At 69.4% G+C, this 24,219-nt stretch carries 19 protein-coding genes and 3 pseudogenes; 14 read left to right on the plus strand and 8 right to left on the minus strand.

The genetic code is table 11. The features are described from left to right. The 3 genes and pseudogenes from RIV14_RS11615 to RIV14_RS11625 all read left to right on the plus strand — a co-directional run. A pseudogene (locus RIV14_RS11615) lies at nt 1–183 on the plus strand (peptide ABC transporter ATP-binding protein); the annotation flags it as partial. 48 nt (nt 184–231) lie between these two features. Continuing rightward, nucleotides 232–1,788, plus strand: coding sequence for an ABC transporter substrate-binding protein (locus RIV14_RS11620; RefSeq protein WP_075372971.1), 1,557 nt, complete (start codon nt 232–234; stop codon nt 1,786–1,788). Next, the gene (locus RIV14_RS11625; RefSeq protein ID WP_256699328.1) at nt 1,785–3,530 is read left to right on the plus strand and encodes an ABC transporter permease subunit; all 1,746 of its coding nucleotides are present in this window, start codon (nt 1,785–1,787) and stop codon (nt 3,528–3,530) included. Before RIV14_RS11620 ends, RIV14_RS11625 begins: the two co-directional genes overlap by 4 nt. A gap of 159 nt (nt 3,531–3,689) precedes the next feature. Here the strand turns inward: RIV14_RS11625 and RIV14_RS11630 are convergent, their stop codons facing one another. Further along, a complete protein-coding gene (locus tag RIV14_RS11630; protein ID WP_070661091.1) occupies nt 3,690–4,223 on the minus strand; it encodes a DUF4242 domain-containing protein in 534 nt (177 codons plus the stop codon). A gap of 158 nt (nt 4,224–4,381) precedes the next feature. Beyond that, on the minus strand, nt 4,382–4,705 hold the full coding sequence (locus RIV14_RS11635; RefSeq protein ID WP_010613905.1) for a helix-turn-helix domain-containing protein: 324 nt from the start codon (nt 4,703–4,705) through the stop codon (nt 4,382–4,384). 172 nt (nt 4,706–4,877) lie between these two features. Here RIV14_RS11635 and ilvA point away from each other — a divergent pair, with 172 nt between their 5' ends. From ilvA to RIV14_RS11655, 4 genes are all read left to right on the plus strand, one after another. Further along, a complete protein-coding gene (ilvA, locus tag RIV14_RS11640; RefSeq protein WP_075370828.1) occupies nt 4,878–6,443 on the plus strand; it encodes a threonine ammonia-lyase, biosynthetic in 1,566 nt (521 codons plus the stop codon). Nucleotides 6,444–6,653: 210 nt separating this feature from the next. Further along, the gene (locus tag RIV14_RS11645) at nt 6,654–7,208 is read left to right on the plus strand and encodes an NADPH-dependent FMN reductase (RefSeq protein ID WP_075370824.1); all 555 of its coding nucleotides are present in this window, start codon (nt 6,654–6,656) and stop codon (nt 7,206–7,208) included. A gap of 145 nt (nt 7,209–7,353) precedes the next feature. Further along, nucleotides 7,354–9,315, plus strand: a complete 1,962-nt coding sequence (locus tag RIV14_RS11650; RefSeq protein ID WP_075372970.1) for an ABC-ATPase domain-containing protein — start codon at nt 7,354–7,356, stop codon at nt 9,313–9,315. A gap of 227 nt (nt 9,316–9,542) precedes the next feature. Then, the gene (locus RIV14_RS11655; protein WP_075372969.1) at nt 9,543–10,493 is read left to right on the plus strand and encodes a hypothetical protein; all 951 of its coding nucleotides are present in this window, start codon (nt 9,543–9,545) and stop codon (nt 10,491–10,493) included. Nucleotides 10,494–10,604: 111 nt separating this feature from the next. On the opposite strand, the gene RIV14_RS11660 is transcribed toward RIV14_RS11655, so the two are convergent. From RIV14_RS11660 to trhA, 4 genes are all read right to left on the minus strand, one after another. Beyond that, nucleotides 10,605–11,333, minus strand: coding sequence for a hypothetical protein (locus RIV14_RS11660; protein WP_075372968.1), 729 nt, complete (start codon nt 11,331–11,333; stop codon nt 10,605–10,607). 152 nt (nt 11,334–11,485) lie between these two features. Continuing rightward, a complete protein-coding gene (msrA, locus tag RIV14_RS11665) occupies nt 11,486–12,202 on the minus strand; it encodes a peptide-methionine (S)-S-oxide reductase MsrA (RefSeq protein ID WP_075372967.1) in 717 nt (238 codons plus the stop codon). A gap of 162 nt (nt 12,203–12,364) precedes the next feature. Further along, nucleotides 12,365–12,850 carry a GreA/GreB family elongation factor gene (locus RIV14_RS11670; RefSeq protein ID WP_070661108.1) on the minus strand — a complete coding sequence of 162 codons (486 nt, stop codon included), beginning with the start codon at nt 12,848–12,850 and terminating at the stop codon, nt 12,365–12,367. A 332-nt stretch (nt 12,851–13,182) separates the two neighbouring features. Next, the gene (gene trhA / locus RIV14_RS11675; protein WP_075372966.1) at nt 13,183–13,893 is read right to left on the minus strand and encodes a PAQR family membrane homeostasis protein TrhA; all 711 of its coding nucleotides are present in this window, start codon (nt 13,891–13,893) and stop codon (nt 13,183–13,185) included. A gap of 365 nt (nt 13,894–14,258) precedes the next feature. On the opposite strand from trhA, the gene uppS reads away from it, so the two are divergent. Continuing rightward, nucleotides 14,259–15,086, plus strand: coding sequence for a polyprenyl diphosphate synthase (gene uppS / locus RIV14_RS11680; protein ID WP_075372965.1), 828 nt, complete (start codon nt 14,259–14,261; stop codon nt 15,084–15,086). Nucleotides 15,087–15,307: 221 nt separating this feature from the next. Here the strand turns inward: uppS and RIV14_RS11685 are convergent, their stop codons facing one another. Beyond that, complete coding sequence (locus RIV14_RS11685) at nt 15,308–16,021, minus strand: FadR/GntR family transcriptional regulator (protein ID WP_075372964.1); 714 nt, start codon at nt 16,019–16,021, stop codon at nt 15,308–15,310. Nucleotides 16,022–16,146: 125 nt separating this feature from the next. On the opposite strand from RIV14_RS11685, the gene RIV14_RS11690 reads away from it, so the two are divergent. From RIV14_RS11690 to RIV14_RS11715, 6 genes and pseudogenes are all read left to right on the plus strand, one after another. Continuing rightward, nucleotides 16,147–16,674 (plus strand): gluconokinase, encoded by a 528-nt coding sequence (locus tag RIV14_RS11690; protein ID WP_075372963.1) that lies wholly within the window; start codon nt 16,147–16,149, stop codon nt 16,672–16,674. A gap of 137 nt (nt 16,675–16,811) precedes the next feature. Then, nucleotides 16,812–18,224, plus strand: coding sequence for a GntP family permease (locus RIV14_RS11695; RefSeq protein ID WP_075372962.1), 1,413 nt, complete (start codon nt 16,812–16,814; stop codon nt 18,222–18,224). A gap of 229 nt (nt 18,225–18,453) precedes the next feature. Beyond that, the gene (locus tag RIV14_RS11700) at nt 18,454–20,004 is read left to right on the plus strand and encodes a DEAD/DEAH box helicase (RefSeq protein WP_075372961.1); all 1,551 of its coding nucleotides are present in this window, start codon (nt 18,454–18,456) and stop codon (nt 20,002–20,004) included. A 65-nt stretch (nt 20,005–20,069) separates the two neighbouring features. Further along, a complete protein-coding gene (locus RIV14_RS11705) occupies nt 20,070–20,495 on the plus strand; it encodes a helix-turn-helix domain-containing protein (protein ID WP_075372960.1) in 426 nt (141 codons plus the stop codon). 166 nt (nt 20,496–20,661) lie between these two features. Then, a pseudogene (locus RIV14_RS11710) lies at nt 20,662–21,517 on the plus strand (hypothetical protein). A 44-nt stretch (nt 21,518–21,561) separates the two neighbouring features. Continuing rightward, nucleotides 21,562–23,034 (plus strand): SNIPE associated domain-containing protein, encoded by a 1,473-nt coding sequence (locus tag RIV14_RS11715; RefSeq protein ID WP_256699327.1) that lies wholly within the window; start codon nt 21,562–21,564, stop codon nt 23,032–23,034. Between the two features lie 48 nt (nt 23,035–23,082). On the opposite strand, the pseudogene RIV14_RS11720 reads toward RIV14_RS11715, so the two are convergent. After that, nucleotides 23,083–24,157 (minus strand): annotated as a pseudogene (locus RIV14_RS11720) (IS630 family transposase). Nucleotides 24,158–24,219: the final 62 nt, after the last annotated feature.

Raw genomic sequence — 24,219 nt, forward strand, 5'->3', positions numbered from 1 at the left:
CTGCTGGTGGTGTCGCACGACCTGGCCGCCGTCGCCCGCGTCTGCCAGCGAGCCCTGGTCATGGACGGCGGCGCCATCGTCGAGGACGCCCCCATGCGCCGCCTCCTCACGCGACCCGCCCACCCGGCCACCCGCGCCCTGCGCGACGCCGTCCCCACCCTGCCGACCGCTGCCACCGACTGACGACATCCCCGACAGCTGACACCCCGACCCAGGCCCGAAGGAGCATCCATGTCCGTGCCCACCCCCGCCGTCACCCGCCGCCAGGTCCTCGCCGTCCTCGGGGTCGGAGCCGGCGCCGCCGCCGTCGCCTCCTGCTCGCGCAGCTCGTCGGGCGACGGTCGCATCCGCCTGGCCATGTTCCACGCCCCCGAGAGCAAGCTCAACCCGCTCACCAACGACGGCTCCAAGCTCGTTCGCTGGTCCTGCGCCGAGAGCCTCACCACGCTCAACGCCGACGGCGACGCCCAGGAGCTGCTCGCCACCTCCTGGAAGCGCGAGGGCGAGACCACCTGGCGCCTCACCCTGCGCGAGGGCGTCACCTTCCACGACGGTGCCGCCCTGAGCGCCGAGAACGCGGCCGCCGCCCTCACCTTCGCCGCCACCGCCGCCAAGCCGCCGCGCGTCCTGGACGGGATCCAGCTCACCGCGAAGGCCGACGGCAAGGACCTCCTCCTGACCACCGCGGCCCCCGACCCCCTCATGCCGCAGCGCCTGTCCAGCCCCCAGCTCGTCATCCTGTCCCCGGCCGCCTACCCGAGCTCCTCCGACGGCGCCATCGACCCTGTCGGCCACGGCACCGGCGCCTTCATCCTCAAGCAGGCCAACGGCTCCTCCGGCGCCACCCTGGAGCGCAACGACACGTACTGGGGCACGAAGGCCGCCGCCCCCGGCATCGACGTCACCTACGTGCCCGACGGCGCCGCCCGCGCCAACGCCCTGCGCACCGACACCGCCGACATCGTCGAGGCCGTCCCCGTCGCGCAGGTCGGCAACATCGACAAGAACCTCCTCCACGAGGTGTCCACCCCGCGCACCTCCACCCTTTACCTCAACACCCGCTCCGGCCCCTTCGCCGACCCCGCCCTGCGCGCCGCCGCCCGCAACGCCGTCGACCCCGCCGCCCTCATCAAGACCGTCTTCGAGGGCCACGCCGACTCTCCCGTCGGACTCCTGGGGCCGGCCGTGCCCTGGGCCGCCGAGTTACGCGCCTGGAAGAAGGAGACCTACCCCGGAGCCTCCGGCGCGGCCGCCACCGGTAAGGTCCCCGGCGCCACCGCCGCCGGGACCGTCCCTGCCGGCACCGCCATCACCCTGGCCTCCTACACCGACCGCCCCGAGCTCGGTGAGATGGTTCCCCTCCTGGCCCAGCAGCTCGAGGCCGCCGGCTTCAAAGTCACTCAGGACGTGCGCGAGTACAACCAGATCGAGTCCGAGGCCCTGGCCGGCACGTTCCACGCTGTCCTCGTGTCGCGCTCCACCGTCCAGGACTCCGGCGATGCCGTCGCCTACATGACCGCCGACTTCTCCTCCTCCGGCTCCTACTCCATGAGCGGCCTGCACGATGAGAAGGTCGACGCCGCCATCTCCAAGGCCGCCGCCACGCAGCCCGGCGACGAGCGCCGCAAGGCCATCATGGCCGCCGAGCAGGCCATCCTCGCTACCGGTGCCGCCATCCCGCTCGCCCACGAGCGCGTCATCCAGGGCGAGGCCGCCGGGGTCACCGGCGCCCAGCGCGACCCGGACGAGCGCGCCCTCATCACCTCGGCCACGACCGTGAAGAAGTGAACGGCGTGTTCACCCGGGCCGCCGGGCGCCTGCGCACGGGTGACCTCGTCACCGCCGTCTCACGCCTGCTCGCCCTGGCCTGCCTCATGGGCCTGGTGGGCATGCTGCCCTGGCTCTCGGGCAAGGACCCTGCCCTGACGATCCTGCGCGCCACCTCCTCCGACCGGGAACCCACACCGGAGGTCCTGGACTCCATCCGCAGGAGCATCGGGATCGACGGCGGCCCCCTCCACGTCATCGGGCACTGGCTGGCCGGGGTGGCCCGCGGCGACCTGGGCCGCTCCTGGGTCTCGGGGGCCGACGTCGGACCAGACGCCGTCGACGCCTTCGGGGTCTCCCTGAGCCTCATGGCCGCCGCGCTCGGCGTCGGAGTCATCGTGGCCGCCGCCCTGGTCCTGCCCGCCCTACGAGACGGGCTGCGAGGGCGCCCCCGGCCCCGCGGCGGAGCCGCCTCCGCGGTCCTCATCTCCCTGCCCGAGTACCTCCTGGCCCCGATCCTCATGCTCGTCCTGGCCGTCTACCTCAGGATCCTGCCGCCCTTCGGGTGGGCCAGCCCCGAGAAGGTCATCATGCCGGCCCTCAGCCTGGGCCTGCCCACCGGCGGCTACCTCGGCGGACTCGTCTCAGACGCCGTCACCGCCACCTTCTCCGAACGCTGGGTGGCCACCTGGTCCACCGCTGGCATCCGCGGGTGGACCCTGGCCGGGGCCGTCCTGCGGCGGGCCCTGGCGCCACTGACCGGGCAGGTGGCGCTCGTCGTCGTCGCCCTGACCGGCGGCGCGGTCGCCGTGGAGAAGATCTTCGCCATCCCCGGGCTGGGTCGCGAGCTCCTGGACGCCGCCTCCGCCCAGGACGTGCCGGCACTCCAGGCCCAGATCCTGCTGCTGCTCGCCCTGGCGCTGGCCGCCGGCGTCATCGCCGGAGCGGCCCGACACCTCCTCATGGGGTGGGCCGCCGGGGCAGGCGGGCTGACGGCACCGCCCCCGGTGGAGCACCCGGGGTGGGCCGCCCGCGTCATCGCCGTCAGCGGCGCCGCCCTGCTGGCCCTCATGGTGGCCGTCGGGATCCGGCGCGACCCCTACGCCGTCGTCGCGGACAAGCTCGCAGCTCCCAGCGCCGCCCTCCCGCTGGGCGCCGACTCGCTCGGGCGCGACGTGCTGGCGCGGGTGGCTCACGGGGCCGTGTCCACGGTGAGCGGCGCCGTCATCGTCACGGTGGTGTGCTTCGTCATCGCAATGCTGGTGGGGTTGGCGCCGCGGGCCGCCACGGGGTTCATCGAGGTCGCCAACGCCGCCCCGCCGATCCTGGCCGGGCTCATCGTCGCCGGGGTCTCCGGGCCCAGTGCCACAGGCGCCGCCATCGCCGTGGCCGGTGTCGGCTGGGCGCCCCTGGCCTCCCACGCCGCCGGGCTCGTCGCCGAGAACCGGCAGCGCCCCGACGTCCTCCTCGCCCCGGTCCTGGGGGAGGGGCGCGTGCGGATCACCCTGACCCGGGTCCTGCCCGCCGTCGTCGGCCCCCTGGCGCGCCACGCGGCACTGAGGCTGCCCGGCAAGGCCCTGGCCCTGGCGGCCCTGGGATTCCTCGGCCTGGGCGCCCAGAGCCCCGCACCGGAGTGGGGGCTGGTCCTGTCCGACGCTCTGCCCTACATCGAGCGGGCCCCCTGGGCCGTGGCCACGCCCGCCGCCGCCCTCGTGGTCCTGTCGATCACGTCGGTGGCCGCCTCCCGCAGCATGCGGCGATAAGACCGCAGGAGCCGCTGAGACGTTTAGGGCCCGGCGGCAGCGGCCCGGCTCCGGCCCTGCCCAGGCCAGCCGCGAGGGGCTGCGCCGTCGGGCACAGACAACGAGGCGGGCGCCAACCGCGCAATGGGGTGGCGCCCACCTCGTCGGCGGATCGGGACCTCAGCCCTCCAGGGCGTGGAGGCGGTCGATCGGGGTGGAGACGGCCTCCCGGGCGCGCACCACGGCCTCCTCGTCGGGGGCGTCGTAGAAGCACAGGCACTTGACCGTGTCCTCACGCACGTAGGTGCGCAGGAAGCTCACCTCCGGCACCTGGGCGTACTTGGGGGAGTTGGCCTTCTTACGCGCCAGGTAGGTCTCCATGGAGATCTCCTCGGGGATGTCCCACTCCACGAGGTAGTCGGCCTTGCGGGCCAGGGCGCGCACGTCCTCCAGGTCGGCGCCCACGAGGCGGACCTCGTCGGGGCCGGTGACCTCGGCATCGGCCGCAGCGGACCGGACGGCCTCGGTCAGGCCGGCGACGTCGTCGGAGGCGAGCTCGACGATGGTGAAGATGCGTTCGTGGCTGGCGGTGACCTGCGACTCCAGGACGGAGGCGCCGGCGGCCTCAACGGCCTGGGAGACCTGGGCGATGAGGGCCTCAGCGGCCTCGCGCGACGGGGCGGTGGGGACGAGCTCGAAGAGCTGGAGCGACATGGCGGCTCCTTTCCGTAGGGTGTGCATACCAACCTTGCGGTCCGCCCGAATTATTCCCGCCGGCTCCGGTGAACTGATGACATGCTCGCTCTGCGGACACATCGTATGGCGCAGCATCGTGTGAGACCCGGTGAGGAGGTGGGAACATGACGTATGTACTAGGCAGCGACGTGAATCCCGAGAGTCCCGCCGAGAGCGTGAGCGATACGTGCGAGCATGACGCCGCCGGGCGCTTGAGCGCCGTTTTCAATCGCAGAGATGACGGACTGACGTGTTCCTGCGCGTCGGGCCAGTTCTGTCTGGGAGATTCCTGCGGCAGCACGCGCGTTGTAAACCAGTTCGGCAAGTTGGAGGCGGGCCTCGGTCTCGATGGCAGCCCGGTTGTACTCGGCTCGCTCGGCCTCGGTCATAGCGGCCAGCGACTCCTGCCTGAGCTGCTCCCACGAGGTGGTGACGGTGGAGCTGTTTGCGGCGGTGCTCATGATCTTCTCCCGTTCTTCTCTTCAGCGTGCCGACTGGCCTCGGCGTCTTCGTCTTTGACTCCCTTATATAGGGGAATCCAGCGTACTGGTGCTCATGTGCATTGTGTCCAACACGTGCGTTCACGACCGCCGGCTTGAGCCGGGCGGCGCCTTGCCCGTTACGCTGTCACTCGTGAATGAGCTCGATAGCGTCAGCAGCAACGGAACCCCGGCCTGGGACAGCGCCCGCTACCTGCGGGAGATCCTCAAGGCCCCCGTCTACGAGGCGGCCGAGCACACGCCCCTGCAGGAGATGCCTGCCCTGTCGGCCCGCCTGGGCAACACCGTCGAGGTCAAGCGCGAGGACCTCCAGACCGTCCACTCCTTCAAGATCCGCGGCGCCTACAACGCCATGCGCTCCCTGAGCCCGGCCGAGCGCGAGCGCGGCGTCGTCACCGCCTCGGCCGGCAACCACGCCCAGGGCGTGGCCCGCTCCGCCGCCCTTCTGGGGATGAGCGCCATCATCGTCATGCCCACCGTCACCCCCCAGATCAAGGTTGACGCCGTTCGCGCCCTGGGCGGCGAGGTCCGCCTCCACGGGGACAACTTCGACGCCGCCAAGGCCGAGGCCACCCGCCTGGCCGAGGTCGAGGGACTGTCCTACATCGCCCCCTTCGACGACCCCCGCGTCATCGCCGGCCAGGGCACCATCGGCTTGGAGCTCATCCAGCAGGACGCCCACCTCGACCGCGTCTTCGTGCCCGTGGGCGGCGGTGGGCTGGCGGCCGGCGTCGCCGTCCTCATCAAGCAGCTCATGCCCGGGATCAAGGTCATCGGCGTCGAGCACGAGGAGTCGGCCTGCCTCAAGGCCGCCCTGCTGGGCGGGGAGCCCATCACCCTGCACCACGTGGGCCTGTTTGCCGAAGGGGTGGCCGTGCGCCGCATCGGCGAGGAGACCTTCCGTATGTGCCGGGCCCTGCTCGACGACGTCGTCACCGTCTCCTCCGACGAGACCTCCGCTGCCGTGCGCGACATCTTCGACGACGTGCGCGCCATCTCCGAGCCCTCCGGCGCCCTGGCCCTGGCGGGTCTCAAGCGCTACGTCGCCGAGCACCACCTGTCCGGCGAGCGCCTCGCCTTCGTCCTGTCCGGCGCCAACCTCAACTTCCATCAGCTGCGCTACATCTCCGAGCGCAGCGAGATCGGTGAGCAGCGAGAGGCCATTCTCGGGGTCACCATCCCCGAGGAGCAGGGCTCCTTCCTGCGCTTCGCCTCGGTCCTGGGAGCCCGCTCGGTCACCGAGTTCAACTACCGTCTCTCCGCGGCCCGCGCCGCCACCGACCCCGCCCGCATCTTCGTGGGCGTGCGCACCGCCCGCAGCCAGGAGCGCGCCGAGATCGTGGCGGACCTAGAGGAGGCCGGCTACGAGGTCATCGACCTCACCGACGACGAGCTCGCCAAGGTCCACGTGCGCTCCATGATCGGCGGGCGCGCCACCCCGGGCGTGCCCGAGCGCCTCTTCTCCTTCCTCTTCCCCGAGTCGCCCGGGGCGCTGGTCCACTTCCTTCAGGTGCTGGGCACCCGCTGGAACATCACCCTGTTCCACTACCGCACCGACGGCGCCGACTACGGCCGTATCCTGTGCGCCTTCGCGGCCGGGCCCGACGACACTGAGCTGACCGAGCACATGGACCGCCTCGGCTACTCCTACAACGAGGAGACCGCCGACCCCGCCTTCCGCTTCTTCCTGGCCCGATAATCCGTGACGAGTTCGCGGCGCCGTCCGCCCTCACCGGAAAAGCGGGGACGGGTGGGCTGCGTTGTGGCAGGTATCATGCAATAAGGGGTCGCTCTCTCTGTCGGAATTCCCATAAGGTTATTGGTAAATCAATTGTTGCGGCCGGGTGCGCCATAGGAGTCTTCGCCTGACGCTGACCCCGCCCCGGCTCATCTCGACCAGGAGAAAAGCATGACCCGTCTTGCCGTCGTCGTCGGTTCCGTCCGCCCCAACCGTGTGGGTGGCACCATCGCCCAGTGGGTGGTTGACCAGGCCAACGAGATCGAGGGCGTTGAGGCCGAGATCGTCGACATCGCCTCCTTCAACCTGCCCCTGTTCGCCGAGGAGATCCCCCCGCGCATGGCCGCCCCCAGCGACTCGGCCGGCGCTGCCTTCGATGAGGCTCTGAAGTCCTTCGACGCGCTGATCTTCGTCACCCCCGAGTACAACTTCTCCATCCCCGGCGCCCTGAAGAACGCCATTGACTTCCTCCAGCCCGGCGCCGTGGCCAACAAGGGCGTGGGCGTGGTTGGCTACTCCTACAGCGTCGGTATCCGCGCCGTCAGCCACCTCCAGCAGATCCTCCAGGGCATGGGTGCCACCGTCGTGGCCTCCAACGTGTTCCTGTCGCTCAACACCGACTTCGCCGACGGCGCCTTCTCGCCGGCCGCCTTCCACGACGCCGAGGTCCCGGCCATGGTGCGCGACGTCGTCGCCCACTCCGACGCCCTGGCCTCCCTGCGCTGAGGACTGCGAGCTCAGCTTGTTCGGCTGAGCCGGAGGACGCCAGTCCACTACATCGCCGTCGGCGGTACCTGCGGGTGCCCCGGCGGCGACGTCGTTCGTGCCGGGGCTACCGGGGCGCGGCATAGCGGGTGGGTAGGGTTTCCCCATGACTGAGCGCAGCGAGCGAGACGGTTCCCGCCGGGACGACAGGGGCGGATACGGCGAGCGCGGTTACCGGGGTGGCGACCGCGGTTACCGGGGAAGCTCCGGCGGCGGTGGGGGCCGCAGGTACCGGGATGGCGACCGCGGCTACCGAGGCGGCTCCGGCGGCGGCCGGGGCGGAGACCGAGGCTACCGGGATGGCGAGCGCGGCCGCTCGCGCCGCGTCTACGACGACGAGCCCCGCGACGGCCTCCTGGCCGACCTCGTCGGCCACCTTCACGCCCTCGACGGACGCTCCTACGCCGCCTACAAGGCGATCGTCGGACGCTACCGGGCGCCTGCCGGCTGGTTCCTGCACATCGACCGCGTCCAGTCCGACCCCTACGCCCCGCCCACGCGCATCCACCTGGACGTGCCCACCGACCTGCACGGCCTGGAGCTGCTCGACGAGGCCGACCTGCTGGCCGACGCAGACCGCCGCCTGGCCGTGGGCGACTTCCTCACCCGCGAGCTGCACGCGGGCTTCCGCGGCACGGCGCTGTCCATCGCCTCTCCGGGTCAGGAGATCCTGCAGCGCTCCAGCGTCATCGTGCGCCCCGACGAGAAGAAGGAGGGGACCGGCTGGACCCTGGAGATCCGCGCCCGCCTGGCCCTGCCCGCCCAGGGCCGCTCCATCCAGGGCCACGAGGCCTCCCGGATCGTGGGGCGCGACCTCGTGCGCGAGCTGGAGGAGGCCATGGACCTCACCGGTGAGCGGGGCGACCGGCTCGTGCGCCACGTCGCCACCCTCGAGGACCACCAGGCCCTGACCGCGGAGGTCGCCCGCAACGGCTGGGTGGCCTTCCTCGCCGACGGCTCCGTCCTGCCACGCCGCTCCGGGGTGAGCGACGAGCCCCTGGACGGCGGCGTCCCCCTCCAGGCCCCCGACTCCATGGCCGCCACGGTCGAGCTCCCGCACGCCGGGACGGTGCGCGGCACCGTCGTCGAGGCGGGCGTCAACGTCATCGTCGGAGGCGGCTACCACGGCAAGTCCACGCTGCTGAGCGCCATCGAGCGCGGCGTCTACCCGCACGTGCCCGGGGACGGGCGAGAGCTCGTCGCCACGGTCCCCGACGCCGTCAAGGTACGGGCCGCCGACGGGCGCGCCGTGACCGGCGTCGACCTGACCCCGTTTATCTCCCACCTGCCCGCCGGGCGCGACACCTCCTCCTTCACCACCCGCAACGCCTCGGGATCCACCTCCCAGGCCGCCTCCATCATCGAGGCCGTCGAGGCCGGCGCCACGACGCTGCTGCTGGACGAGGACACCTCCGCCACGAACCTGCTCATCCGCGACTCGCGCATGCGCGAGCTGGTGGCCGCCGAGCGCGAACCCATCACGCCCCTGGTGGACCGCATCACCGCGCTGTTCCGCCGGCGGGGCGTCTCCACGGTCATGGTCATGGGCGGCTCCGGGGACTACCTGGACGTGGCCGACCGGGTCCTGCTCATGGACGCCTACCACCTGCGCGACGTCACCGAGCAGGCCCGCCGCGTCGTGGCCGACCAGCCCCGGCCCCTGACCGGCCTGGAGGACTTCGCCGAGCCGCGCCAGCGCGTCCCCGAGCCCGCCCCGCCGCGCACCCGCCGGGGACCGGTGCGCACCCGCGCCCAGGGCACCTCCACCCTCGTCCTGGACCGGGAGGACATCGACATCTCCGACGTCGGCGGCGTCACCGACCCGGGGCAGGCCGAGGCCATCGCCTACGCCCTGCGCGCCCTGCTGGAGCAGCGCTTCGATGGGGCCTCCCCGCTGCGCGAGTGCCTGGATGACCTCGAGGCCCTGCTCGACGACGAGGGTCTGGATGCCCTGACCGACGAGCGCGTGCGGCCCGCCTTCCTCGTGCGCCCCCGCATGGTCGACGTCGCCGCGGCCGTCAGCCGCTACCGCAAGCTCGAGCTGGCCGGCCGGCCCGACGAGGACTGACGAGGCCAGCCCCGACCGACCCCGCCACGCACGTCCCCCCTCCCGCACAGCCTCCCACCCACACTTCGACAAAATCTTCAGAATCGACCCGGAGCCGCGTCGATTCTGAAGATTCGGTCGAAGTGATCCGCGATCCCGGTGTCCACAACGGCGTCGTCGGCCCCTTGTTTCCACAGGGCGGCAAGCGCACCGGGCGAGAGCCGGGGCGTTGCGGGCAGCATGGGGGCATGACCGCCGCGATCTCCTCCCTGCCCCTGTCCGACGTCGGGGCCCTGCGCCCGCTGATGTGGAACGAGACCGGTCTCGACGGCGCCGCGTGCGCGCGCCCGGACCTCAGCCACGACTGGCTGCGCGTCGCCGCCGGCGTCTACGCACCCCGCGCGGCCTGGCAGGAGGCTGCGTGGATGGAGCGCTACGAGCTGCTGCTCGAGGCGGCGCACCGGAAGTACGGCGAGGACCTGGTGCTGGCGGGTGCCTCCGCCGTCGCCGCCTACGGGTTGCCGCTGGTGGGGACGGTCCTGCGCCGGGTGGAGGTTGTGGACGGCAGTCCCGGCCGGGTGCGGACCTCCTTGCTGAGACGTCACCTCCGGCGCCGTGGCACTGAGGTCGTCCGGATAGGAGCGCATCTCGCCGTCGCGCTGCCGGACTCGCTCATTGACCTGGCGCGCTGGAACGGCCTCATGGCGGGGGTCGCCGCTATGGATGCGGCCTTGCACAACGGGCTGTGCTCTGCGGACGCCCTGGAGGAGGCACTGGCGCGTCTGCCCGAGACGGCGCGTGGCGGCCCTCGCGCTCGGCAGGCTGTGCGCCTGGCCGACGGCCGCTCCGAGTCGCCGGGCGAGTCGATGTCCCGGGTGCGCATGTGGGAGCACCGGCTTCCCAAGCCGGAGCTGCAGGTCAGTGTACGGGTCGGGTCGGAGCTCTACATCCTGGACTACTACTGGCCGGATTATGGGGTAGCCGGGGAGTTCGACGGTCGGGTCAAGTACCGGTCGGCCTCCTTCGGGCAGGACCCGGAGGATGTCGTGTGGCGTGAGAAGCTCAGGGAGGACGCGCTGCGGGCCTCGGGCCTGACGGTGGCCCGCTGGACATGGGCGCAGGCCTGGGGCGACACCGGGGCTCAGATGCTGCAGCGGCTGGCCGCTGCCGGGGTCAGACCCACTGGCCGACGCTGGTGAGCCCCTCCTCCCTCCCTCACTTCGACCAAAACTTCACAAACGACCCGGAGCCGCGTCGATTTTGAAGTTTTTGTCGAAGTGAGCGGGCTGGTGGCGGTGGCGCGGCTCGCGCTAAGCGGCTGAGCCGGCCCGGTACTCGGTACGGTACTCGCTGGTGCGGGTGTGGATGAGACGGGGGATGGAGATGGTTTTGTCGAAGCTGCCGTCGCGGTAGCCGGCCTGGAGGTTGAACAGCACCATGAGCCGCAGCGCCATGGGGTTGCTTGTGCGAGCCACGCGCCGCAGCGTCGAGACGGGCATCTTGCGCAGGATATTCACGATCTTGCCGGCGTCACGCCAGTTGGCCCGCACCGACGGGACGTTAAGACGGTTGAGGGCCTCGACCTCGCGCAGGAAGAAGTCGGCGCCCTCCCTCTCGGCCGCGCGCCACCAGCCGGCGCGGTAAGTGGCCTCGAGCTGCTCGACGGCGTCGCACAGGGCGTCGTAGTCGACGCCGACGACCTCGGTGCGCAGCCCCTCTGCCCGGATCCGCTCCAGGGTGGCGTGCGCCAGCGGCAGGATGGCCCGGGCGACGTCGTCGACGGCGTTGTTGCGGGTGAGGCGGTCGGCCTCCGGAAGGGGCTTGCCGTCACGGGGCAGGCGCGCGTCGACCTCCTCCAGGTGTGCGACGGAACTGCGCAGGTCGCCGGTGAGGCGGGCGGTGGAGCGTGGGACCCCCATGGCGATGAGCAGCTCGGTTGCGGCGCGCCACTGGAAGTCTGTGTCCTCAGACCAGTGGGGCTGCGAGGCCGCCCCCGCTGGAGACCGGTCCAACGGGGTGCTCGTCTGCTGGCTGCTCATCGGGGTTGAGCCTCCTGTGGTGCGCAGGGAAACAGGTCTGGGTGTCGCGGGCGCTCACAGCCGGGAGTGCTGGCCGGCGACCGGGGGACAGCATCTCAACGCAACGTGTGAGAACGCTGGTGATTGACCCGTCAATGGCTGGGGTGGCGCCCTCAGGCCGGTGCGTCTTCGGGGGCCAGGATGTCGGTCTGGGCGGGTAGGTCCGTGATGCCGACCGGGCAGGTCACCCCGTTGGGGCCGTGGTTGCAGTAGCCGCTGGGGTTCTTGTGCAGGTAAGCCTGGTGGTAGTCCTCGGCCAGGTAGTAGGGGCCGCCGAACTGAGCCGGCGCGTCGGCGGCGTCCTCAATGGTGGTCACGCAGGTGCCCAGGCCCAGGCGGGTCAGCTCGCCCTGGAAGGCCTCGCGGATCCGCACGGCCGCCTCGCGCTGGGCGGGCGTCGTCGTCCACACCGCCGAGCGGTACTGGGTGCCGACGTCGTTGCCGTGACGGTTCAGGTGTGTGGAGTCGTGGTTCTCCCAGAAGGTCTTGAGCAGGGTCTCCCCGCCCTCGCCGCAGACGGCCGGGTCGTAGACGACGCGCACTGTCTCGGCGTGACCGGTCGCCCCGGTGCACACCTCCTGGTAGGTGGGGTTGGGCGTCTGGCCGCCCATGTAGCCAACCGACGTCGAGACGACGCCGTCCTGGCGCCACAGGATCCGCTCCACGCCCCAGAAGCAGCCGGCCGCCAGGTAGATGACCCGGCTGCCCTCGGGCCACGGCCCGTCCAGGGGAGTCCCCAGCACCGGATGGTCTCCGGGGGCGGGCAGGACCGGCGTCTCGCGGCCGGCCGGCGCCGATCCGCTGAGCGAGTGACGAAGGGCGTTGAACATGAGGACACGGTACTGCGCGAGGCCCCTATTCCCGCCCGCGCTTCACTGACTGCGAGGAGTGGTCGGGGTGGAGACATCGAGCCGGGCATTTTTCGCGGTGCCCAACGGAATTTCGGTGGGGCTACGCGAAAAATGCCCGGCTCGGTGGAAGGGGAAAGGGACTCAGACTCGCTCGACCTTGACGATCTCGGCCTGGATCTTCCGGCCGGTGGGGGCATCGTAGGAAACGGTGTCGCCCGCACGGTGCCCCATGAGGGCCTGGCCCAGCGGGGCGTCAGGGGAGAAGACCTTGACGCCGTCGGGCACGTCCGCGGTGATCTCCTGGCCGCCCAGGGCGAAGACCTGCTCCTTGCCGGCCACTTTCGCGGTGACGATGGTGCCGGCCGAGATCGAGCCGTCGTCGGCAGCCTCGCCGATCTGTGCGTTCTCCAGGGTCTCCTCGAGCTGGATGATGCGCGCCTCGTTGAGCCCCGCCTCCTCGCGGGCGGCGTGGTAGCCGGCGTTCTCCCGCAGGTCACCCTCCTGGCGAGCCGCCTCCACGCGCTGGGCGATCTCCTTGCGCTCGGTCGTCTTGCGGTGCTCGAGCTCGGCGGACAGCCGGTCGTAGGCCTCCTGGGTGAGCCAGGTTCCCTGTGACTGTTCGGACATGGGTCCTCCTTGGATGACTGGTGCTGGTCGCTCGGCAGCCGGTCGGGTTACCTTGCGACGACGATACCCGGCGGCTCCTTACAGGGCCGACCGGGTTTGAAGCGCGAGTCTACGCCGCAGCCTGAGGGAATGCTGTGTAGTTGGCGAAAGGTGCTGGAGTATTCCGGGGCTGCGCTCGGGCGGCGAGGCGGGCGAATCCTTGCCAGCCCACCTGATCGACGTCGTTGTGAGGTTTGGGGACTCGGCGGGAAAAGTGGGCGGCTCGACGGCGTGATGGGCCGTGCGTCGGACTGGTTGCCTCAGCGGCCGCCTCCCGTAGCCTGCCGTCCCCGCTAGCGCAGAACCGTCAGGAAGCAGGCCACGCACTGGCAGGCCCATGCGGCCACGGTGCACACGTGGAAGATCTCGTGGAAGCCGAACCAGCGCGGCGAGGGGTCGGGCGTCTTGCGGGCGTAGACGACGGCGCCCAGCGTGTAGGTCACGCCGCCGGCCACCAGCAGCCACACGATCGCGGGGCCGCCTGTCCGCCAGAACTGCGGCAGGAACCAGACCGCCACCCAGCCCAGGATGATGTAGAGGGCGGTGGTGAACCAGCGTGGGGCGTGCATCCACAACAGGTTCGTGGCCGTGCCGATCGCGGCCCCCGCCCACACGATCCCCAGGACCAGGGTGGCCGTGCGCGTCGGCAGCAGCGCCGCCGACAGGGGCGTGTAGGTGCCGGCGATGAGCAGGTAGATGTTCGCGTGGTCGATCCGCCGCAGCGTGGCCGCGACCTTCGCCGGCCAGTGCCCGGTGCCGATGTGGTAGACGCCGGAGTTGGCGAACAGCAGCAGCGAGCACGTCAGGTAGACGGCGCAGGCCCACTTCAGGCCCGCTCCCGGCGCCAGCACCGTCAGCACGATGCAGGCCGCCAGGGCCAGTGGTGCGGTACCAGCGTGGATCCACCCGCGCAGCCTCGGCTTGACGGCGGCGATGACGCCCTTGGCATTCGCGGACGCGGAGCGGCGCGAGGCCGGCGGCGTTGAAGGCGGTGTCGGTGACATGGGTGTGAGCGTCCTTCTGGCTGGTGTGGGCTGGGACCAGGGGCGATTCTGAACCTTACGACTCCGTAGGTTACGCGAGCGTAAGTTGTGGTGGTAGCGGTCCGGACGACGATGTGACGCGGCAGGCACGTTCGTGCGCGTCGGGAGGTCCCCGGCCGTCGTCACCAGAGCCGGTGCGGCCTGGCGTCCAGGCGTGCCTCCGTTGTGCCCCGGCAACTTTGGGTGAACCTGATGGCCGGATTTGACCTGGCTGTTAGCCGACTCGTCCAGCGCGAGAGGGGCGTCGCGCGATAGCGTTGGGATGGCCCCGCGCCGTCGGGCCCCGTCCCCCAACAACCCCACCGAGGAGCCCCGAGGAACACGGCATGGCAGGCGACAACCTCCTCTACGACATCTATGAGCGACGGCTGGCTGCGCGCATCGACCCGGCCACGGTGCCCCACCACGTGGGTGTCATCCTCGACGGCAACCGGCGTTGGGCCAAGTCCATGGGCTTCGGGGCCGCGCAGGGACACAAGCGCGGCGCGGACAAGATCGAGGAGTTCCTCGGGTGGGCCGAGCAGATGGGGGTCCAGGTCGTCACCCTGTGGCTGCTGAGCACCGACAACCTCTCCCGCGACCCGGCCGAGCTCTCGCCCCTGCTGGACATCATCGCCCACGCCGTTGACGAGCTCGCCGAGACCGGCCGCTGGAGCCTGCGCCTCGTGGGTGCCGTCGACCTCCTGCCCGAGCCGCTGGCCGAGCGCCTGCGCGCCGCCGTCGTCCGCTCCCGGCCTGCGAGTGCGGAGGCCTCTGGGGCGGCTGGGCCGGCCGGCGAGGATGCCAAGGCTGTGGAGGCCGAGGACCGGCGCATGCAGGTCAATATTGCCGTCGGCTACGGGGGTCGGCAGGAGATCGCCGACGCTGTGCGCGAGCTGCTGCGCGAGCGGGCCGCCGCCGGGGTGAGCCTGGAGGAGGTGGCTGCATCGCTCAGCGAGGAGGACATCACCGAGCACCTCTACACCAAGGGGCAGCCCGACCCCGACCTGGTCATCCGCACCTCGGGTGAGCAGCGGCTCTCCGGGTTCCTGCTGTGGCAGTCGGTGCACTCCGAGTACTACTTCTGCGAGGTCAACTGGCCGGCCTTCCGGCGCGTGGACTTCCTGCGGGCGCTGCGCGACTTCGCCAGCCGGGAGCGCCGCCTGGGCAGGTAGCCCGCCTCATCACGTGGCTGAATGACGTGGCCGTCGGGGCGGGGTTGGGTCCTCAGGTGTCACGAATGGCGACTTTTCCGTCGGTTCTGCGGTCCTCGTTTCCGGGGTGCGCCGTAAAACCGCTGGTCAGGGCGTTTCGATGCTGGCCGCGGCGAGTGCCTGCACAGTGAATAGTCGCCCGGAGTGACACATGGGCCGATGCGGGCGTGCACTGGCGGGGATCAGGCCTCGAGGAAGCCGCGCAGGCCGCGTTCGAGCAGGGCGCTACGCACTTCGGCAACGAGGTCTCGCATGGAGGACTCCGCCGCTGTGGCGTTCCCGGTCGCGATCGCGCTGGCGACTCGCTCGTGGAGCTTGAGCGCCTCTAGCTGAGGCACTTGTACCTGGCCGGTGAGCCTGGCCCGCCCGGAGAGCACCTCTGCGACAACGTCGGTCAGCGCCTTGAAGGCGTCGTTGTGGCTGGCTTCCAGGATGAGGCTGTGGAAGGCGATGTCGTCGTCGAGGTAGGAGGCGACGTTCCCGGTGGTTCCCTTGGCTCGGATCGTGGCAGCCAGCGCCAACAGGCCGGAGCGCTGTTCCTCGGTGGCTCGGCGGGCGGCTGCTGCGGCGGCGACCGGTTCGATGGCGGCACGCAGCTCGGTCAGGGCGCCGAGCGTGGGGCCGTGCGGGTCGGCCTCGAGCTGCCAGCGCACAAGCTGAGGCGCCAGAGCTGACCAATGCTCGCGTGGTTGAACCGTAATGCCCACCCGACGTCGGGAGGCGACGATGCCGACGGACTCCAAGGCGTGGACGCAGTCGCGCGCCAGTGTTCGGGAGACGCCGTAACGGGACTGGATTGCCTCCAGCGTCAGGCTCTGGCCGGGAGTCATCTCCCCGGTCACGATGGCGCGCCCGAGCGAGTCGAGGACGTCACGACGTCGGTCGGTGGGGGACATGGATGTGCTCCCGGAGGGTGGTGCGAGATGTCTGTGGGAGATGCTACCCGACCCTTTTAAAAGTACTACGTTTGAGGTAGGTTCGTCATATCAGTTCACGACAACGGAGTCATCAAGGAGCAGACATGAGCCGATCCGTTGAGCACCTTGTCCTCATGGGAGTCTCCGGCTGCGGCAAGACCACGGCCGCGCTCAACCTTCACAACGCACTGGGGTGGCCCGTTGCCGAGGCCGACGACTTCCACCCCAAGGTCAACATCGACAAGATGAGCCGCGGCATCGCCCTGACCGACGAGGACCGCTGGCCCTGGCTGGAGTCCATGCGCGACTGGATGAGTGAGCGCGCCGCCGACGGCGTCAAGACGATCGTCACCTGTTCCGCGCTCAAACGCTCTTATCGCGACCTGCTCTCCAGCGCGCAGGGACGGGTCTTCTTCATCCATCTGCTCGCCCAGGCGGATGAGCTCCAGGAGCGCATGGCTCATCGTGAGGGGCACTTCATGCCCCCGAGCCTGCTGCCTTCCCAGTTCGCCGCCCTCGAGCCCCTGTCCGACGACGAGGACGGCGTCACCGTGGTCTCGCGGGCGACGCCGGAGGAGACCTTCGAGGCGATCCTCACCGCACTCGAGCAGGCCTCGTCCAACGCCGTGTGAGCATCGCTCCTCACTGACGATCGCCCGCGTCCACGCCAACCGACCGAGGCTCGCGGCGCACAGCCACCCCGGCCCGCTGAACCCGGCACACGTACACCCCGTCCTCACCCCACCTCCCAATGACAACGGAGACAACAATGACGTTCACTCTTCCAGCTCAACCGGTTGCGCTGCCGGCCGCTGACACCGTGAGTCACACAGACAATCACGCGCAGCTCATCGCGGCCGCCCTGCTCGGCATCGCCTCGATCATCGTGCTCATCGTCTGGCGCAAGATGCACCCCTTCCTCGCACTGACACTGGGCTCGGCGGTCCTGGCCGTCGTCGCAGGCATCCCGCTGGCCGACACCTTCACCGCCTTCACCAAGGGAATGGGCTCCACAATCGGCGACGTGGGCACCCTCATCGCCTTCGGGGCGATCATCGGCCGTCTCCTCATCGACTCCGGCGGCGCCGACCAGATCGTCGACACGGTTCTGGCCCGTACTCCCGGCCCTCGCCTTCCCTGGGCGATGGCGCTCATCGCCTTCGTCATCGGCATTCCGCTGTTCTTCGAGGTCGGCATCGTTTTGCTCATCCCCGTGGTCATGATTGTCGCCCGGCGCGCCCACCAGTCCCTCATCCTGCTGGGTGTACCCGCCCTGGCCGGTCTGTCCGCGCTCCACGGCCTCGTGCCGCCGCACCCCGGACCGCTCATTGCTATCAACGCCGTCAAGGCCGACCTGGGGCTCACCCTCGGACTGGGGCTGCTGGTCGCCGTGCCCACGGTCATCATCTCCGGACCCGTCGCGGCCCGATTGATGGCCAGGTGGGTGCCGATTGAGGCGCCCGAGCCGCTGGGGGCCTCGGACGAGGAGCATGAGGGGCTGCGTCCCTCCTTCGCGACCTCCATCATGGTGATCCTGCTGCCCGTAGGACTCATGCTTCTGCGCACCGTCGTCGAGACCCTCGTCCCCGAGGACAGCGGTAACCCGGCAGTCCACACGGCCCTGTTCGTGGGCAAGCCGATCGTCGCCCTGCTGATCACGGTTCTGGCCGCCATGTACCTCTTCGGGGCCCGCCTGGGTCTGGGCGCCGACGACGTCAGCGGGCGGGTCGGGGCCTCGCTCGGGCCCATTGCTGGGATTCTGCTCATCGTCGGGGCCGGGGGAGGGTTCAAGCAGACCCTCGTCGACTCAGGGATCGCCGGCATCATCGCCGCATGGATCCAGCAGGCGGCCGTGCCCGCGCTCCTGGCCGGATGGCTTGTCGCCGTCGCCGTGCGCCTGGCCACCGGGTCGGCGACGGTGGCCACCATCACCTTGGCCGGGATCATGGCGCCGTTGGCCAGCCACATGCCGCAGACCGAGGTCGCCCTCCTCGTCCTTGCGATCGGTGCCGGCTCCGTCTTCCTCTCTCACGTCAACGACGCCGGCTTCTGGCTGGTCAAAGAGTACTTCGGGATGACCGTGGGGCAGACCTTCAAGACCTGGTCGCTGATGGAGACGATCCTGTCCGTGGTCGCGATGGCCACGATCAGCCTCCTCGCACTCGCCCTGGGAGTTCTCTGAGCGGCCGTCAGGTGTGTGAGCGGGGTCCTTGGGGAGCGGCGGGTTCTCGGGCAGGATGGCTCCCTGGTTCGGGCACCGCCCGGCCTGGCTGGTGCCCCGGTCCCGGCGCGCGTCGACTCACCTGACGCCTCGCGCCGTCGAGCCGCGTACGCCGGCACCTCACGCACCGACGCGCACGCTGCCAGCGACACGCGCCGGCGTGCTCGCGGTCCCAAACGACAGGATCCTCGTGGCCGCACACCGCACCTCCGCCTCACACCGCTTCGCCTCCGGGAAGATCCCGGCTGCGGGAGAGGCCACCTTCACCGACCTCGGCGTGGACTCAGACCTCGCCGCCGACCTCGACGCCCGCGGCTTCACCGCGCCCTTCCCCATCCAGGTCGCCACTCTGCCCGACACCCTCGCCGGGCGTGACGTACTTGGTCGCGGCCGCACCGGCTCGGGCAAGACCCTGGCCTTCAGCCTGCCGCTCGTCCAGCGCCTGGCGCAGCAGGACAAGGCCCGCCCAGGCCACCCCATCGGCCTGGTCCTGGCACCCACCCGTGAGCTCGCCCTCCAGATCGCCGAGGTCATCGAGCCCCTGGCTCGCGTCGTCGACATGGATGTGACCACCATCTTCGGCGGGGTCTCCGCCAAGCCCCAGGAGAAGGCCCTCAAGGCGGGTGTCGACGTCGTCGTCGCCTGTCCCGGCCGGCTCCTGGACCTCATGGGGCAGGGACTCGTCAGCCTCGACGAGGTCGAGATCACTGTCCTGGACGAGGCCGACCACATGGCCGACCTCGGCTTCCTGCCCAATGTCCGCCGTATCCTGCGCGCCACCCCGCAGCGCGGCCAGCGCCTGCTGTTCTCCGCGACCCTGGACAACGGCGTGGACACGCTGGTCAAGGAGTTCCTCCACAACCCGCTCCAGCACTCCGTGGACCCCTCGACCTCACCGGTGGACGCCATGACCCACCGCGTGTGGATGGTCGCGGACAAGACCGCCAAGGACGGCATCGTGCGGCGCCTGGCCTCTGGGCAGGGGCAGCGCATCCTGTTCACCCGCACCAAGCACCTCGCCCGGCGCCTGGCCCGCAAGCTCGTCCAGGCCGGGATTCCGGCCGTCGAGCTGCAGGGCAACATGAGCCAGAACGCGCGCGAGCGCGCCATGCGGGCCTTCTCCACGGGGCAGGTGCACGTCATGGTCGCCACCGACATCGCCGCCCGGGGGATCGACGTCTCCGGCGTCGAGCTCGTGGTTCACGTCGACCCGCCCGCCGAGCACAAGGCCTACCTGCACCGCTCGGGCCGCACCGCCCGAGCCGGGGCTGCCGGGAGCGTCGTCACCCTCGTCCTGCCCGAGCAGAAGCACGATGTGCAGGTCCTGCTCAAGAAGGCACGGATCCGCGCGGACATTGAGCGCATCCGGCCCGACGACGACGCCGTGGCCGCCCTCGTGGGGCAGGTCGCCGAGGCTGTCGCGCTGGAGGACATGCCTGAGGGCGTGGCCATCAAGGGCGGTAGCCCCAGCAGTCGGGCCTCCACCGGGAGGCCGGGGCGCGGCCACGGCGAAGCGGGGCGTGGTCGGTCCGGTCGCGTCGGCCGCGGAAGTCGCAGCGGGGGAGCGCACGGTGGACGCGGCGGGCACGCCGGGAACGGAGGGCGCGGCGCGAAGCGGCGCGGTGGGAGCGGTGAGCGGGGCTCTGGGCTGGCCTCCGGCCGGGGCGGTCGCAGCGGTGGCGCTGGTGGGCGTGGAGCTCGCGGCCGCGGGGGCAAGGGAGGCCAGGGGAGTCCCGCCTGAGGGCTTGCGGTAAACCAAGTTCGGGTGAAATGATTTTGGCGTAAGCAAAGTACCTAGGGGGATCTGTGGACTACAACGCCACGCTCACGATTCACGCGAACAAGCCCGCCACTGAGAATGACGACATCGACGACGTCATGGAGGCCTTCGCCGCCTACCACCCCGCCGTCGGGGACGCACCCGCCTGCCCCGGCGCCCTCAATGTCGTCATCACCCTGCCCGCCCACACACTGACCCAGGCCGTGGCCACGGCCACCGCTCTGGCGGCGCAGGTCGGCGACCTGGTGGGGATCGAGGTCATCCCCACCAGAATGTGGGACCGTCGCGAGGGCCTGAAGATCGATGATGTCGAGTTCGTGGGCGTGTCCGAGGCCGCCGTCCGGCTCGGGATCACTCCGCAGGCGGTGCGCGACCGCATTACCTCCGGGCGCCTGCCCGGTAGGAAGGTCGGGCGCAACTGGGTCGTGTCCGACGCTGCGCTCCCGCGCTGAGTCTCTACCCGCCTTGGCGAGTGGTGCTGGCGGTGGTGCGATTCGGGCCTCGCGCCGACCGGGCGGAACCGGGATGCCGGTGCTACCGTCGAGTGGCTGACGGCGATCAGGAAGGTGGGTGGAGAGCGTGGCGGCGCACCTTTCGCGGCGAGCCCTGACCGGCGTGATGACGGGCCTCATCCTGGCCGGCTGCGCTTCTCGGGGGGTGCAGCGAGCGGCAACGCACTCGACTCCGCCCTCGCACCTGCGCTCACGCGGGGCCGGCGTTGCGCCGAGCCTGCGGCCGACGCCGGGAGACCTGTCGGTTCCTGCCGCGTTCTCCTACACCGACGACGAGGACGAGACCTCCGACTGCATCTTCTACGCGGCCACGGACGTGCCGGTCGGACTGGTCGTCTACCTCGACGGCGACGGGCAGCCCTTCCACAGTGAAGGGAATCTGGACCGGGGCGAGAGGTCCCGCGGTGGCCTGGCCGGCGCCGGGGGGAGTCGTCGAGGCGGCGAGTGCTCGCGGGTACGACGTGGTCTCGGTGCGTGCTCCCGGAGACGACGGAACCTGGTGGCTGGAGGATCAGGATGGCAAGGTCCACTACCTGGAGCAGGCGCTCGACTACGTGGTCGCCGGGTGCGGCGCCACCACGGATCGGGTCTGGCTCGTGGGCTACTCCGGCGGCTCGGAGTTCATCAGCCAGTGGTTCTTCCCGGCCTACGCCGAGCGCATGGCGGGCGGGGGCTTCCTGCTTTTCGGGGGCGGCGACGCGCCTGAGGAGAAGGCGGTCTTCTCCTCAGGCGCCAAGGAACGGCTCTCGTTGAACTGGGTGACCGGAATCCGTGACGTGCCTGCCAACAGCCTCGATGGATTCGACGGCATCGGGCGCGCCCGCAACAGCTTGGCCTACTACCGCTCCGCGGGCTTCCGCCACACCTGGAGCGAGTGGCCCGACGACGATCACGGCAGCATCACTGAGAAGTTCGGCCACTACCTCGGCCGCGTGCTCGATGCCGCCGGAAGTGAAAAATAGGAAAAAATCTATTTCGGAGGTCGGGTGGCAAGAGTTGTCCAATTGTGATCTCTGTGCTGACGTTTCGATGGGCTGAAGTAGTAGTCTTCGTTCTGCTCTATTTTCCCTGTCGACAAAGAGGTCTTATTGTGTTTGGGGACAAAAAACGGAGGATTCAAACTCTTGAGCAGCAGCTCAGTGCTGGAGAGCAGCAGTATAACGCGGCTCTTGCATCAATTGGGGAGCTCCGGGTATTGCTTGATCGGGTTGGAGGTGGGGATCTCGTCAAAATGCAGGAGGTTGCTGCGCAGCTGAGGTGCGATCAAGTCGAGTTGCAGGCTGCTCTCGAACGGCAGAAGCTGGAGTTTGCTCAGCAGGCCGCTTCGGCGGAAGAGAATCTTCGTGCTCTTGAGCGTGATGCACGTGAAGTCGGCAATGCGATTGATGATCGCAGGCGGCAGCTTGCGCAGCTCGATATGCATCTTTCGGATGCTGTCGTGATGGTAGACAACGGGTTGACGAATTATAGACATCCTGCTGAGTCTTCTCTGGAGCTTGGCGGTCGCCTATCTGACGTACGGTCTCAGGTCAAAGAAATGATCAGAAGCAAGTCTGCGATCAGGGCTGCCGATAACTTCACTTTTAATAACTCGGCCGCTAAAGGGCGTAAGTTCGTTGCTGATATGTCAAAAATGATGTTGCGCGCCTACAATGCGGAGGTTGAGAATTGCGTCCTCACCGTTAAAGCTGGTAATGGTGAGACGGCTCGTAAACGGCTGGAGCGTACTCGCGAACAGGTGGAACGTCTTGGCTCGCTCATCAACCTGAGGATTGATGGAAGGTACCATGTGCTTCGTCTTGAGGAGCTCGATTTGTCGCTCAGGTATCAGAATGCTAAAAAGGCCGAGAAAGAGGCGGAGCGAGAGGAGAAGGCGAGGCTGCGTGAAGAGCGTAAGGCTCAGCAGGAGCTTGCCCAGCGTCGATCGAAACTCGACAAGGAGCGTGAGCACTACCAGCATGTGCTCCAGTCTCTTGTGGAGCAGGGGAGAGCGGACGAGGCGGATGAGATCAGATCCCAGCTTGAGGGACTCGATAGAGAAATCGAAAAAGTTGATTTTCGTTCCGCTAATATTCGCGCGGGGTATGTTTATGTCATCTCCAACATTGGAGCGTTCGGTGATCGAATGGTTAAAATTGGCATGACGCGTCGACTTGAACCGATGGATCGCGTTCGGGAGCTTGGAGACGCTTCCGTTCCGTTTGGGTTTGACGTCCACGCACTATTCTTCTCTGAGGATGCAGTCGCGGTGGAGGCTGATCTGCATCGAAGGTTCGCAGATAAGCGGGTCAATCGAGTCAACACTCGTCGCGAGTTCTTTTATGCTTCTCCTGCTGAGGTACGTGATGTCCTCTCAGAGGTGGCCGGAAATCTCCTGGAGTTCACTGAGGAGCCGGAGGCGGAGCAGTACCGTCTAAGCCTCCAGATGGCGGAATCGGAGAAAGATGGCGTCATCGTCAGTGGAGGAGATCGGGAGTAAGAGGCGGCTACGGGGCGCGTCTTTGCGTCCTCGAGTTCGTGCACGATCCTAGTGTCTTGTGTTGTTGGTTTGTTTTTGGTTGGCGTTTGGTGAGGGTCTCGTCGGGGGTCTTGGTCCAGGTGAATGGGTGGCAGTGCTGGTTCCAGCCGTTGATGAAGGCGCGGATCTTGGTGTTGAGGTCCTTGACGGAGGTGAAGACTCCTCGGCGGATGGCCGCACGGTCGATGACGGAGAAGAAGATCTCGACCATGTTGAGCCAGGAGGCGCTGGTGGGGGTGAAGTGGACGTGGACGCGGGGGTTGGCCTCCAGCCAGGCGCGCACCTCGGGGGTCTTGTGGGTTGCGTAGTTGTCCATCACCAGGTGCAGCTCGTCGTCGGGGTAGGCGCGCGTGACCTGGCGCAGGAAGACGAGCAGCTCGGTACGGCGGTGGCGGGGCTTGCAGGCGGCTGTGACGCGGCCGGTGGCGACCTCCAGGGCGGCGAACAGGGTGGAGGTGGCGTGCCGGGTGTAGTCGTGGGTGCGCCGCTCGATCCTGCCCGGCGCCATGGGCAGCATCGGGGCGGTGCGGTCCAGGGCCTGGATCTGGGACTTCTCGTCGACGCACAGCACCACGGCGTTGTCCGGGGGTGCCAGGTACAGGCCCACCACGTCGGTGACCTTGGCGACCAGCTCGGGATCGGTGGAGTACTTGAAGGTCCCCGACCTCCAGGGCTGGATCCCATAGCTGCGCCACACCCGCGCCACGGTGGCGTTGCCGATGCCCAGGTGACGGGCCAGCAGCCGGCTCGACCAATGCGTGACCCCGTACCTCTTGGGAGGTGGCGCCAAGGTAGCGGCCACGACCCGCTCCCGAGGCACCTGCCTGGGACGCCCCGAGCGGGGCGCGTCCTCCAGCCCCCGCACACCCCCGGCCTGGTAGCGGCGCCGCCAGGAGACCACCGTGGGGACGCTGACCCCCACCGCCTGCGCGATCCGACTGTTAGCCACCCCCTGAGCAGCCAGGAGCACGATCCGCGCCCGCCGCGCCAAACCAGCCGGCACCGTCGTGGCACGCAGCCAGGACTCGAGCACCTCCAGGTCACCCTCACGCAGAACCAGTCCAGGAGCAGGTCTATTCGCCATACCCCCCATCATCCTAAACACCAACCACAAAACAACTAACAACACGCGACACTAGCCTCGAT

Origin of the sequence: Actinomyces acetigenes, assembly GCF_031296635.1 — a bacterium.
In the GTDB taxonomy this organism is placed as follows: domain Bacteria; phylum Actinomycetota; class Actinomycetes; order Actinomycetales; family Actinomycetaceae; genus Actinomyces; species Actinomyces acetigenes.